15 protein-coding genes are annotated in these 11,805 nt (G+C 63.9%); 7 read left to right on the forward strand and 8 right to left on the reverse strand.

The features are described 5' to 3' along the window. Positions 1 to 126: 126 nt before the first annotated feature. The 3 genes from ACW7G1_RS07435 to ACW7G1_RS07445 all read right to left on the reverse strand — a co-directional run bounded on the left by ACW7G1_RS07435 (position 127) and on the right by ACW7G1_RS07445 (position 2,499). Positions 127 to 1,215 carry a DUF5694 domain-containing protein gene (locus tag ACW7G1_RS07435; RefSeq protein WP_456979126.1) on the reverse strand — a complete coding sequence of 363 codons (1,089 nt, stop codon included), beginning with the start codon at positions 1,213 to 1,215 and terminating at the stop codon, positions 127 to 129. Between the two features lie 13 nt (positions 1,216 to 1,228). Then, positions 1,229 to 1,768, reverse strand: coding sequence for a hypothetical protein (locus tag ACW7G1_RS07440; RefSeq protein WP_456979127.1), 540 nt, complete (start codon positions 1,766 to 1,768; stop codon positions 1,229 to 1,231). 251 nt (positions 1,769 to 2,019) lie between these two features. Beyond that, positions 2,020 to 2,499, reverse strand: coding sequence for a VOC family protein (locus ACW7G1_RS07445; protein ID WP_456979866.1), 480 nt, complete (start codon positions 2,497 to 2,499; stop codon positions 2,020 to 2,022). Between the two features lie 308 nt (positions 2,500 to 2,807). Between ACW7G1_RS07445 and ACW7G1_RS07450 the strand changes: the two genes are divergently transcribed. From ACW7G1_RS07450 to ACW7G1_RS07465, 4 genes are all read left to right on the forward strand, one after another. Then, positions 2,808 to 3,086, forward strand: coding sequence for a hypothetical protein (locus ACW7G1_RS07450; protein WP_456979128.1), 279 nt, complete (start codon positions 2,808 to 2,810; stop codon positions 3,084 to 3,086). Positions 3,087 to 3,284: 198 nt separating this feature from the next. Further along, complete coding sequence (locus tag ACW7G1_RS07455) at positions 3,285 to 3,599, forward strand: YciI family protein (RefSeq protein ID WP_456979129.1); 315 nt, start codon at positions 3,285 to 3,287, stop codon at positions 3,597 to 3,599. 41 nt (positions 3,600 to 3,640) lie between these two features. Continuing rightward, the gene (locus tag ACW7G1_RS07460) at positions 3,641 to 4,009 is read left to right on the forward strand and encodes a hypothetical protein (protein WP_456979130.1); all 369 of its coding nucleotides are present in this window, start codon (positions 3,641 to 3,643) and stop codon (positions 4,007 to 4,009) included. Positions 4,010 to 4,147: 138 nt separating this feature from the next. Then, entirely contained in the window at positions 4,148 to 4,774 is a 627-nt protein-coding gene (locus ACW7G1_RS07465; protein WP_456979131.1) for a sodium:solute symporter family transporter, read from the forward strand. On the opposite strand, the gene ACW7G1_RS07470 is transcribed toward ACW7G1_RS07465, so the two are convergent. Both ACW7G1_RS07470 and ACW7G1_RS07475 read right to left on the reverse strand, forming a co-directional pair. Further along, positions 4,683 to 5,447: a transposase gene (locus ACW7G1_RS07470; RefSeq protein WP_456979132.1), complete on the reverse strand. Its 765-nt coding sequence runs from the start codon at positions 5,445 to 5,447 to the stop codon at positions 4,683 to 4,685. The two genes, ACW7G1_RS07465 and ACW7G1_RS07470, sit on opposite strands and share 92 nt — an antisense overlap. A gap of 257 nt (positions 5,448 to 5,704) precedes the next feature. Further along, the gene (locus ACW7G1_RS07475; RefSeq protein ID WP_456979133.1) at positions 5,705 to 6,514 is read right to left on the reverse strand and encodes an NAD(P)H-dependent oxidoreductase; all 810 of its coding nucleotides are present in this window, start codon (positions 6,512 to 6,514) and stop codon (positions 5,705 to 5,707) included. Between the two features lie 56 nt (positions 6,515 to 6,570). On the opposite strand from ACW7G1_RS07475, the gene ACW7G1_RS07480 reads away from it, so the two are divergent. Both ACW7G1_RS07480 and ACW7G1_RS07485 read left to right on the forward strand, forming a co-directional pair. Continuing rightward, the gene (locus ACW7G1_RS07480) at positions 6,571 to 6,801 is read left to right on the forward strand and encodes a hypothetical protein (RefSeq protein ID WP_456979134.1); all 231 of its coding nucleotides are present in this window, start codon (positions 6,571 to 6,573) and stop codon (positions 6,799 to 6,801) included. Positions 6,802 to 6,945: 144 nt separating this feature from the next. Beyond that, positions 6,946 to 7,779 (forward strand): AraC family transcriptional regulator, encoded by an 834-nt coding sequence (locus ACW7G1_RS07485; protein WP_456979135.1) that lies wholly within the window; start codon positions 6,946 to 6,948, stop codon positions 7,777 to 7,779. On the opposite strand, the gene ACW7G1_RS07490 is transcribed toward ACW7G1_RS07485, so the two are convergent. From ACW7G1_RS07490 to ACW7G1_RS07500, 3 genes are all read right to left on the reverse strand, one after another. Continuing rightward, positions 7,776 to 8,282: a YkgB family protein gene (locus ACW7G1_RS07490; protein ID WP_456979136.1), complete on the reverse strand. Its 507-nt coding sequence runs from the start codon at positions 8,280 to 8,282 to the stop codon at positions 7,776 to 7,778. The two genes, ACW7G1_RS07485 and ACW7G1_RS07490, sit on opposite strands and share 4 nt — an antisense overlap. Positions 8,283 to 8,580: 298 nt before the next feature. Next, complete coding sequence (locus ACW7G1_RS07495; protein WP_456979137.1) at positions 8,581 to 9,207, reverse strand: NAD(P)-dependent oxidoreductase; 627 nt, start codon at positions 9,205 to 9,207, stop codon at positions 8,581 to 8,583. 78 nt (positions 9,208 to 9,285) lie between these two features. Then, on the reverse strand, positions 9,286 to 11,013 hold the full coding sequence (locus ACW7G1_RS07500; RefSeq protein ID WP_456979138.1) for a cytochrome c biogenesis protein DipZ: 1,728 nt from the start codon (positions 11,011 to 11,013) through the stop codon (positions 9,286 to 9,288). A 264-nt stretch (positions 11,014 to 11,277) separates the two neighbouring features. Here ACW7G1_RS07500 and ACW7G1_RS07505 point away from each other — a divergent pair, with 264 nt between their 5' ends. Continuing rightward, positions 11,278 to 11,802 carry an RNA polymerase sigma factor gene (locus ACW7G1_RS07505; protein WP_456979867.1) on the forward strand — a complete coding sequence of 175 codons (525 nt, stop codon included), beginning with the start codon at positions 11,278 to 11,280 and terminating at the stop codon, positions 11,800 to 11,802. The last annotated feature ends 3 nt before the right edge of the window (positions 11,803 to 11,805 follow it).

Genomic DNA, 11,805 nt, shown 5'->3' on the forward strand with positions numbered 1-11,805 from the left:
GTCGAGGCCGAGCAGCCGCCTGGCATTGTCATGGCGGATGCTGGCCTTCAGTGCATCGAGCGACTGCTCCAGGCTGGCGACGCGCGGCGACAGACGGGATCGACGGCAAAAACGGAACGCTTGCTGTCAGTTGGCTGGAGCCTGCAGCAGTTTCTGCGCATCGACTATATCCACGCCCTGCATCTGCCCCAGCAGGTTGTCGAACCACGGCTTGTGCGAGGCGCCGACGATCGACACCACGCGGGCGCCCGGGTGCTCTATGAACGCGGCGCGGATGTTGGCCACCATGCGCAGGTTGCGGGTCTCCCAGCCGGCAACGTAGAGCTGGCCGTAGTGCTGTGGCGAGGTCTCGCGCATCGCGGCGCCGAAGTCGCTGTCGGCATGGACTTGCAGGTTGTCGGGGCGGTTGATGAAGCGGTACAACGCCAGCATGTCGCCGCGCTTCTTGAGCTCCTCGATGTGCGTGTCAATCGGCCGCATCTGCGCCGCGGCGGCGTCCCATGCCTGCTGTATCGCCGTGCCGAACGCTTCCAGATCCCCGTCAGGCGCCTCGTAGCTGTCGCCCGTGTGATCGTCGGTGGCGAACACGCGCTCCAACCCGAGCCGGGCGGCCAGTCGCGCCCCGATCTGGTAGCTCTCGCTGTTGTATGCCATGACCTTGTCCAGTCGCGCCACCAGCGCTTCGTCCAGTCCATCCCCGGCGCGTCGTTCGGCCTCCGGCAGCTGCAGCCATTGGGTCAATGCCGAGGCCCGGTCGTTGGCCGCCAGAAACAATGCGGCCAGATGCCGGCGCTGGGCCGGGGTCGGTTGCGCGGGCCAATCCGCCAACGTCTTTTTCACTTCGGCAATGGCTGCCGGTACATCCAGGCCGGTCGCGGCCTTGGCTTCATCAGGGCTGTTGCAATAGCGCGATATTCCTTCCGGGTCGTAGACGGTCGGGTGGCGCGCCATCAGGTCGCAGCTTTCGCCGGAGATCGCCTCGATGGTGACGACATCCGGCTTGAAGGCGGCCAGCCGTGCCAACAGCGGTTCCAGCGATTCCGGCTTGAAGTCTTCTTCCGGCATCTGGGTCAGGTGTACGCTGCCCAGTACCAGCACCTGCGCCCGCTGGCCGGCCATGTCCCTGTCCAGCGTCGACAGGTCGATTTGCGCGTGTGCGGTGCCGGTCAGGGCCAGTCCAAGCGACAGCGCCAGGGTTGTGAGTGTCTTTCGCAATGTCGGGTTCCTCCTAGATGCTCAGGTCGTATGGGTGTCCGGCGGCGCAGTCGTCGACGTCCTGCTCGCTGATGTCGGCGTAGGGCTGCAGTTGCGCAACCGACCGCACCATCCGGTCCTGGTGTTGGCGCACGTCGTCGAGCAGTCCGCAGAACTCCGGCGTGTGGGCGATTTCCCTGGCCTGGCTTTCGATGTGTCGTTCGGCCTGGTCGCCAAGGCCGGTCACGACGCCGAGCAGGGCGGTGACCATCGCGCGGTTGGTCAGGGATTTGGTGTCGTCGAGGGTGAGGTCGACGAGGTCGAGTACGGCGTCGCGGTAGCCGGCGGTTTCGGCGCGCTGGGCATCGGTCAGTGCCAGGGTGTCATCGCCGATGGTCACTGCACCCGATGGGGCGATGCTGGCGGCGGGGCGACCCTCGGCATCCAGCTCCAGGGGCTCGGCGTGAAGCGCAATGCGTTCGGCTTCGATTTCCTTGCTGGCGATCCCGGCGCAGCCAGTCATGAGGGCGGCTACGAGGGCGGCGAGTGCGAGGGCGCGGGTGGGTTGGTTCATGTCAGGCACAAGGAGCTCCATGGTCGGTGCGCGGGCGTTGCGAGCGGGCAGGCTGGCTTGCCCGCTGGGTGGTTTTGGGCGGTGACGGTGATATACGTGACTATTACGGTATTACACGGCTGCCCGCGCCTTCAACCCTGACTATTGGCACGGTGACACGCAGAAGCATGGTTTTCCGCGTCTGGCGCGGTCTGGCCCCACCGACCCGGTTGCGCTGGCGCAATGCGGTGATCACGGGCATCACGGGATAGTCAGCCCCGCCGTGCCGCTTCGATCGTGGCGATATCGATCTTCCGCATCGTCATCATGGCGTCGAATGCGCGTTTGGCCGCCGCGCGATCGGGGTCGGTGACCGCTTCGATCAGCACGCGCGGCGAGATCTGCCACGACAGGCCCCACTTGTCCTTGCACCAGCCGCAGGCACTTTCCTCGCCGCCGTTGCCGACGATCGCGTTCCACAGGCGGTCGGTTTCTTCCTGGTCGTCGGTGGAGACCTGGAACGAGAACGCCTCGTCGTGCTTGAACGCCGGGCCGCCATTCAGTCCGAGGCAGGGGATGCCCATCACAGTGAACTCGACGGTCAGGACGTCGCCCTGCTTGCCGTCCGGAAAGTCGCCGGGCGCGTGGTGGACGGCGTCCACCGAACTGTCGGGGAAGGTTTCGGCGTAGAACGTTGCGGCATCGAGCGCGGTGCCGTCATACCAAAGACAAATCGTGTTTTTGCTGATCATCTTGCGTCTCCGAAACAAAGGGGCGGTGAAACGGTGGATCAATGGCAGTGGGAGGAAAGCGGGTGGGCGTACAGGCGGGGGCAGGCAGCGGGCATGTGGGGCTCCGGGTGGGTTACCTGTGCGACGAACGGAGGCGGCGCGACTCGACACCGTTTCAGCTTGCGCCTTAAAACCGGGTCAGGTTCACCGCTCGATCTGGCCGCGTTCGGCGGGAAAGTGAACCTGACCCCGTTCGTCGATCCTGTGTGGCCCACGTAGCGGTGCCCGCCGGGTTAGTCTTCCGTCCTACCGAAAGCAGGATTGAAGGGATGAGAGCCACCGTCGTCGGTCTCGTGACGCCGCATCTGCTGCGCGTCGTCGACCTCGCCAATGAAGCCGAGAACGGCGTCAACGTGGATTGGCATCTGCGCGATGCCGTGGCCAGGTCGATGGGCTCGCTGGGCGACCAGTACAACGCGCCGGCGCTGATGGAGGCGTTTGTCGACGGGCTGGAGAGCGCTGCAGGCAACGCCCCGAAAGCCCGTGTGGCGTATGTGCGCGTCCTGCAGGCCGCGGCTGAGGCAGCGCGCCGTCTCAGGCGCGATTGAACGGAGCAGGGTCTAAAACGGGGTCAGGTTCACTTCTTGATCTGGCCGCGTTCGGCGGGAAAGTGAACCTGACCCCGTTCGCCGGCCCCACACGGGGACCGGTCGCCAGATCGGTTCCCGCGCGTTCTGCAGTGCAACACGGCAGCGATCATGCCCACACCCCCCGTGCGTTCCGCACAACCATCAGGAGAATCCCTCATGGCCAAGACTTTCGCCCTCATGTATTCCTACAGCCCCGACGTGGCGCTCCAGGACGCCACGCGTCCCGCACACCTTGAGCACCTGCGCGGCCTTGTCGACGCCGGCAAGCTCGTCGTTGCAGGACCTTGGGGTCCCGACGACGCGCGCGGCGGCTTACTGATCTTCCGCGTGGGTGATCAAGCGGCCCTCCGGGCAATCGTGGACAGGGATCCGTTCGTCACCCAGGGCGTGGTAGCCACCAGCGAGATCCGCGAGTGGGTGCCCTTGCTAGGCCCTGCCGCCCCGGCACTCGCCGCCGAGAAAGCCAGCTGAGGCGTAATCTCCGCTTACCTCGACCGCACCGAGAACTGCCCATGACCCGTATCGCACCCGCGCTTCCGTTCACCCTTGCGCTCGCCGTGGCGCTGGCCACCGCGTCCTGCGCCACCACTGCCGATGTTGCCGAGCAGACGGATGGGCCGCTGCGTATCGAAGGCACCATCGCCTCCATCGACCTGCAGCCGTGGACCTACGACGGCAATGCCATCGTGCAGGTCGAGACGGAAAGGCGCGGGATTGTGCAGGTCCAGCTCCCGGCCCGCTGGAGCCTGTGCAAGGCGACGCCGGTGGACGTGGAGGGGTTGGTCGTCGGCATGCGCGTGCAGGCGGTCGGTGCCGCATCGGGTGAGGGCGGGTTGGTGGTGTGCGCGGACCCGTCTCACCGGTTGGCGTCAATGGAATAGCGCCGGGACTGGTGTCATTTGCTTCTGCGGCGCGCGGTGTGATTGACTGCCGCGTTATGGGTGTTAGCCCGTAGCCGTCGAAAGTGGGGTTTTATGGCGATTGGTGTGTGGATCAGTTTGGGCCTTTACTTCGCGTTGATGCTGGGCATCGGCTTCTACGCGTACCGCAACTCGACCTCGTCTTCCGAGGAGTACACCCTCGGCGGACGCAAGCTGTCGCCCGCCGTCGCGGCGCTGTCTGCCGGAGCCTCCGGCATGAGTGGCTGGCTGCTGCTGGGTTTGCCCGGCGCGCTGTACGTCAGCGGCCTGGTATCGGCCTGGATCGGTATCGGCCTGACTTTGGGTGCACTGGTGAACTGGATCGTGGTCGCACCGCGCCTGCGCGAGCAGACCGAGCGCTACGACAACAGCCTGACCATTCCGCAATTCCTCTCCAAACGATTCCCCAGCAGGGCAATGGCGTTGCGCGTCATCTCGGCGCTGATCGTGGTGGTGTTCTTTTCCGTGTACACCGCATCGGGCCTGGTGGCGGGCGGCAAGCTTGCCGAAAGCGCGTTCAGCGCGGTGCTCGAGTTCAGCTGGATGACCGATTACGCGGCGGGCGTGTCGCTGACCCTTGGGGTGGTGCTCGTGTACACCGTCATCGGGGGTTTTCTGGAAAACGGGGTCAGGTTCACTTACCCCTCGGGTCTGGTTCTTGCCGCGGGCGATGAGCCGGCCGCGCGGAGGCGAAGCGCCGGGTTTTTGCTTCGACCATCGCCTTGAAGACGTCGCGGCCCAGCGCCCGCTGCTGCTGGAGGTAGAGGCGGATCTCTGCCAGTTCTTCGGGTGGGAGTGCTTCGTCCAGCACTTGGCGCCACGCCTTCTGGCGTTGCGTCGCGGTGTCACCAAGGTCTCGCCAGACTGGATGTTCGCAGAGTTCCGAGGTTGCGCGCTGGCCGAGATAGGCCGGGCAACTGGACCAGCGATACGCGGCCGGGTTGTCGGTCAGCTGTGCGCGCACGGGGTTGAGTTCGATGTAGCGATGGCAGCGCAGGACATAGTCTTCGCTATCGACCAGACAGGCCTTGTACCGCCCCTCCCACAAGGTTCCGCTGCGGCCATGCCGGGCGTTGAACAGGCCGACGTAGCTCCTGCCGAGTCGCTGCATGAGGCGACCCACGTCGCCGGCCTCCTGCGGGGTCACGAGGAGGTGGACATGGTTGTCCATGAGGACATAGGCATGCAGCCGGCAGTGCGTTGCAGCGAGCGATTCCCGCAGCAGGTGCAGATACTGGCGCCGGTCACCATCGTCGAGGAAGCAAGGCAGCCGGTTGTTGCCGCGCTGGACCACGTGTTGCGGGATGCCGGGCAGGTCGAGACGGGGGAGGCGGGCCATGTCCATGAGCATGGCGATGCAGTCGCGTGGCGGCAGCCGGCACGTGCCGCCGTTGCGCATCGGGCATCGCCATCGACCAACGTAGGGAAAGTGAACCTGACCCCGTTCTGCCGTTCTGGAACGCGTAATCTCCGCTGACCTCAACCGCAGCGAGAACTGCCCATGACCCGTATCGCACCCGCGCTTCCGTTCACCCTTGCGCTTGCCGTGGCGCTGGCCGCCGCGTCCTGCGCCACCACTGCGGATGTTGCCGAGCAGGCGGATGGGCCGCTGCGCATCGAAGGCACTATCGCCTCCATCGACTTGCAGCCGTGGACCTATGACGGCAATGCGTCAACCGTCTCGACCACCCTATCGGCGACATGCGCGACGATGCCGGTCTGGCCCGGCGCGACGTCATCCGCCATGGTGTGACGATCGGGAAAATCGCCTCCGTTCTGCACACGGAACGGGATTGGCGCGTCGGTGAAAAGCCCGGCGAGTCGCGCGCGCCAGCCCGCCTTGATCGCCTCGACCTCTTCGGCGGTGGAGACATGGCCGGCGCTGTAGACAGCGTGCGTGGGCAGCACCTCCATGCCCGGATAGAAGAGCGCGCCGTGGGTCAGCGGAAAAAGCAGCTCCTCAATCGGTGCGTTGATCCCGCGCGGGCCATAGTCCGCCACAGGTCCACCGGCCTGAACATTTACCAGCGCGCGCTTGCCCTTCAGGATGCCGTCCCCGAAGCGAAACTCGTTGGTGCCGTTCTCGTAGCCATAAGCGAAACCAAAGGCATAGACGCGCTCGATCCAGCCCTTCAGGATCGCGGGCACGCTGTACCACCACAGCGGGAACTGCAGGATGACCGCGTCCGCGGCAAGAAGTTTGGCCTGTTCGGAAACAACATCCGGCGTCTGGTTGCCGGTCGCATAGGCATGGCCCGACTCCATGATGAACGACAGGCGGTCGGGATTGGTGCGGACGGGAAAGTCGTCGGCGTCGAACACCGCTTTCCACTTCATGCCGTAAAGTTCGGATTGCACGATCTCGTGTCCGGCGGCGCCAAGCGTCTCGACAGTAACATCGACCAACTGCCGGGTGAGCGAGGTTGGTTCGGGGTGCGCAGATACAATAAGGATATTCTTCATCATCATGCTTCTCTGGTCTCTGTCGTGGAGTGGAGGGGTGCGCTTCAGCGCTCGCTGGGATGTACCCAGCCAGCGGTTTCACCGGATCGGCCGTCGTGCAGGTCGAGTCGGAAAGGCGCGGGATTGTGCAGGTCCAGCTCCCGGCCCGCTGGAGTTTGTGCAAGGCGGCGCCGGTGGACGTGGAGGGGTTGGTCGTCGGCATGCGTGTGCAGGCGGTCGGTGCCGCATCGGGCGAGGGCGGGTTGGTGGTGTGCGCGGACCCGTCTCACCAGTTGGTGCCACTGGAATAGCGCGGTCGAGCTACCGCGCTGCTACTTCAAAAACGGGGTCAGGTTCACTTCTCGACCTGGCTGCGTTCGGCGGGAAAGTGAACCTGACCCCGTTCTTACGTTCTTATATGATCTGAGCGTCTATATTTCGCCAAGAGATTGCCCATGGATCGCTTGTCCACGTTGTTGTCGCAGTTCGGCGTGCGCGCAAATCTTATTTACAATGGCAAACTGCGCGGCTTGACGTCCTACGATGGCGTTGAACGGCGTGGTTATATCCATCTGCTGCAGGCTGGTAGCGTCACTTTGCTGGGGCCCGATCACAAGGACTTGCTGCTGACCCGCCCCAGCCTGATTTTTATGCCACGCCCCGGCCGGCATCAACTGTTTGCCGGTGAGTCCGAGGGCGCTCAACTATTGTGTGCGTCAATGGAGTTTACGGGCGGGGTAGATAACCCGTTGTCGGCTTCGTTACCCGATTGTCTGGTGCTGCCTCTGGATGAGCTGCCAATGTTGGCCGATACGCTGAAATGGATGTTCGGCGAGGCGGCAGGTGAGCATTGTGGCAGGGAGGCCGCGCTGGATTGCTTGTTCGAGTTGTTGATCATTTTGTTGTTTCGGCACCTGCTCGACCATCACCAGTTACGTACCGGAATGATGGCTGGATTGGCCGACTTGCGACTGGCGCGATCTCTTGTACAGATTCATAACGCACCTCACCGTGCCTGGTCGATCGCGGAACTGGCGAGCGAGTCGAATATGTCGCGTGCAGCCTATGCCGCTAATTTTCGGGCTGTTGTCGGGCAGACACCTGCTAATTATCTGTTGAGTTGGCGTATCAGCCTGGCGCAGAAGCTCCTGCGTGAAGGACGGTCGATTACGCTGATCGCCGCCGAAGTCGGCTATGAAAGTCCATCCGCACTTGCACGCGCATTTCGACGCAAGACGGGCTACAGCCCTCGGGACTGGATGAAAAATCTAGGTCAATCATCGGTTTAACGCCTTTCCAGCTCGGTCAAAGAATGACCGGCCACGAATATCGAAGCGGCAAGCAACCCGATGTCTTTAAGAAGAAACTGACCCGGCGCAACCGAAATGGCTGGAAAACCGAGGCTGGGTTCAATCACGCCAGGGGTCGAGAACATGAAGCTCAAGGTCGTGAAGAACAATCCGGCAGACAGCACACCACCAATCAATGAAAGCTTTGGTGTCAGCAAGCGACCTGCAATCAGAGCACCGATCGAGACCTCCAGCACGCCGAGCAGACTGGAGAAGGTATCGACACTGAAGATGCCATAGACCCAACCCAGGAGAGGGCTATTGCTCACCAGCGGAACCAGTCCCACGGCTTCGTAGTGGGTGAACTTCATGCCGCCGAACCAGAAATAAATGACGGCAAGTGCAAAATAAGCACCGTAGGCGCCTATTGCCATGGTTTTTATCCCGAGCGTTGAATGGTTTTGTGCGCTGTTTCTATAGTTCTCGATGCTTAAGGCTTTCATGATCAAGGCTTCCAAGAGTGTGGTGAGGAACGCTAATCAGCAACCTAACGCGGTGTGCGTTGGGAGTGGAGACAGTGTTGCCTTTGATTCCACGCTCGTGGCTTCTGAACGTATTGCGTTCAGTGCAGATCGTCTTGACTCATTGCAGGCCTTTAAAGAGGAGGCGCTCTGCGAGAAAGGCGATGAACACCCGGGTTCGGGCCGGAACGTAATCGCGCAAAAACGGGGTCACCTCAATATGACCCCTCGATCGACAAGCTGGCTGATTTCCGAGAAAAGGTGATCTACGAGAACACCCTCACCACAGGAGGACGGGTGTCTGCTTCAACCAGGTGTTGGTCGCCAGTTGCTCCACCACGAACCGGGCGACATCGGCGCGCGCTACCTTCCCGCCGTGGACGCTGGCGAGGCCGGCAGTGGCCCTGAGACTTCCGCGAGCGGGGTCGTTGGTGAGCATGCCCGGCCGGACGATGACCCAATCGAGTGCGCTGGCGCGAATCGCGTCTTCCTGACGACCCTTGTCTTTGTAGGCATGGCGAAGCAATAAGGGCTGGAATAGCCGATCGAATACGAAGCCGCCGTGGCCGCGGCTGTCCCCAACGCCCAAGGCGGAGATGCAGACCAGACGACGCACACCGCTGCGGTTCATCGCCGGGATCAGCGCGTGTGTCGCTTCGGTCAGCAGGCTGACCTCGCTGAAGCCAACTCCCGTCCCGAGCGAGCTGACGACGGCATCGCAGCCGTCCAAGGCGCGCATGAGGGCGCTTTGATCCCGAACATCGCCTTCGATGATGTCTGCTCCCAAGAGATCGGGCGCGCTCGCCTTCGAGCGAACCATCGCCACGACCCAATGACCTTTCTCCAAGGCGTCGTGGACGATCAGCCGTCCGGTCCCGCCTGTTGCACCCAAAACTAGAACCTTCATGTTCGACCTCGATCGTTGTTGGTATGGACGCCGCACTTCACAAGGAAGCGGGCGCAGAGTCGCGATGGGATGGGACCGTCAGCCGAAGGTGAACGCATAGGCGCTCACGCCGGGGTCGAGGAAGGTGATCTTGAACACCCGCTCGCCGGTACCGTGGTCCTGGCGCACCAGTTGGTACAGCCGTTGCGAGGTCACCGTGCCGTTGCCGTCGGCATCGGTGTCCATGCCGTGGTCGGCGCCCGGCGCATGGCCATCCAGCGTGACGCGGAAGCGCACCGGCTTGCCGTCCCTGGTCGGGCCCAGTACCAGGTGCAGGTCGCGACCACGGAAGCGGAAGCTGATGCTGCCGCCGGCACGTTCGAGCGTGGCGTCCTGCGGATGCACCGTCCAGCGGCCGTCGAGTGCCCATTGGTTGCTGGCCAGCGTGGCGGGCGCGTGGTAGTCGAATGCGTCGTCATGGGCTACTTGGCCGCTGGCGAAATGCTCCGCGCGTGCATAGCCCACGTAGGTTTCCGGCGAGCGCTGCGCATCACCCGAAGACGCCGCTTCCGCGCCTTTCGCGCCCGGTTTCACGTAGCCGCCCGGCAGGTTCTTGAAGCCCGCAGTGGTGAGCAGGCGGCGAATCATGTCCTCGCCTTCCGCGTAGCCACCTTCGCCGAAATGGTGAGCGCGGATGCGACCCTGCGCATCGATGAAATAGTGGGCAGGCCAGTATTGGTTATTGAAGCCCTTCCAGATCGCGTAGTTGTTATCCAGCGCCACCGGATACTTCACGCCCAGCCGCTTCACCGCGGCGCCCACGTTGGCTGGATCCTTCTCGAAGGCGAATTCCGGCGCATGCACCCCGATGATGACCAGGCCGTGGTCCCTGTACTTGTCGTACCAGGCCTCGACGTAGGGCAGCGTGCGCAGGCAGTTGATGCAGGAGTAGGTCCAGAAATCCACGAGCACCACCTTGCCGCGCAGCGATTGCGGGGTCAGCGGTGCGCTGTTGAGCCAGCCGGTGGCGCCGCCCAGCGAGGGGAACTCGCCTTCGATCGGCAGCGGCTCGCCGGCCTTCGGCGCAGGTGACGCGGAGGCCGTAGGCATGGGCCGTACCGCATCAATCAGCGTCTGCTCGATGCGGCCGGTGCTGGCCAGCGAGATGCGGGTGAGCAGGCCGGTATCCGCACCCAGCGCAATCGCGACCACGCCGCATAACACCAGCACACCCAGACCGCGACGCACCCATTCGCCGACACCCAGCGAGCGCTTCATCATGGCGAACACCCGCCCGCCCACGGCCAGTGCCAACGCCAGCGAGGTGGCCGCACCGGCGGCGTAGACGAGCAGCAACAGGGTCGTGCCTACGCTGGCGCCGTTCAGCGCCGCGCCGGTCAGCAGCAGACCCAGGATCGGCCCCGCGCACGGCGCCCACAGCAGGCCGGTGGCGATGCCCAGGCCCGCCGCGCTCCAGATCGAATCCTGTTTGGAGTCGGCGTGTTGCGACAGCCGGTTGCCCAGTGCCACAAACGGCCGCGTGATCCATTCGGCCAGACGCGTGGACAGCAGGGTAAGGCCGAGGAACGCCAGCACCACCAGCGCCGCGATGCGACCGTACTGGTTCGCGTGCACCGCCCAGCCACCGCCGACTGCCGCCAGCGAGGCTACCAGGGCGAAGGTGAGCGCCATGCCGATCAGCATCGGCAGGCCGTTGCGCGCAAATGGCCGGTCGGCGCGGGCGAACACGAACGGCAGCACCGGCAGGATGCACGGGCTGAGAATGGTGAGGACGCCGCCGAGGTAGGCGAGCAGCAGCAGGATCATGGCGTGGGGCACCTAATGAAGGATTCGCTGGGGTATTCGCCGGTTCTGGCCCGGCGGTTACATCCACAGGTGGGGGTAACCATCGCGGTGGATGCGGCGAATCCTGAAATGAGTGCAGTGATTTGGAATGAGCATGCCCCCTTGACCGCTACCGGTTCACGGGTACTAGATGACGGTCTGATTTCATCATCGGATCGCCCTTTTACCGTGTCAGCCGAACCCGCCAGCCCCAGCAAGCAGGCCGAGCGCCAGCGGGCAGCGTGGATGGCTGCCGCGCAGGCGGGCGATCGGCGCGCGTATGAGCGTGTGTTGGCCAGTGCGTTGTCGCTGATCCGCAGCGTGGCGCGTCGGCAGGGCGTCCCGGTGGATGCGGTCGACGACGTGGTGCAGGAAACCCTGATGACCGTGCATCGCGTGCGCCACACCTATGACCCGACCCGCTCCTTCGACGCTTGGCTTGCCGCTATCGCCAGCCGTCGTGCGATCGATGCATTGCGTAGCCAGGGGCGCCGTGGCCGGCGCGAAGTGCACGACGAATTCGCGCTGGACCAGTATGCCGCTCATGATGATGCCAGCGCCGAAGGCGAACGCGAACAACAGGCCCGGCGCCTGCGCGACGCCATCGCCGAGCTGCCGCCGGGCCAGCGTGAAGCGGTGGAGCAACTGGGCTTGAAGGAACACACGCTGGCCGAGGCAGCCATCCTCACTGGGCGCAACACCGGCGCGCTGAAAGTGAATCTGCACCGCGCACTGAAGGCCTTGCGCGGCCGCCTGCACGGAGAACCGTAGAAA

Source organism: Lysobacter sp. A378 (assembly GCF_054052125.1).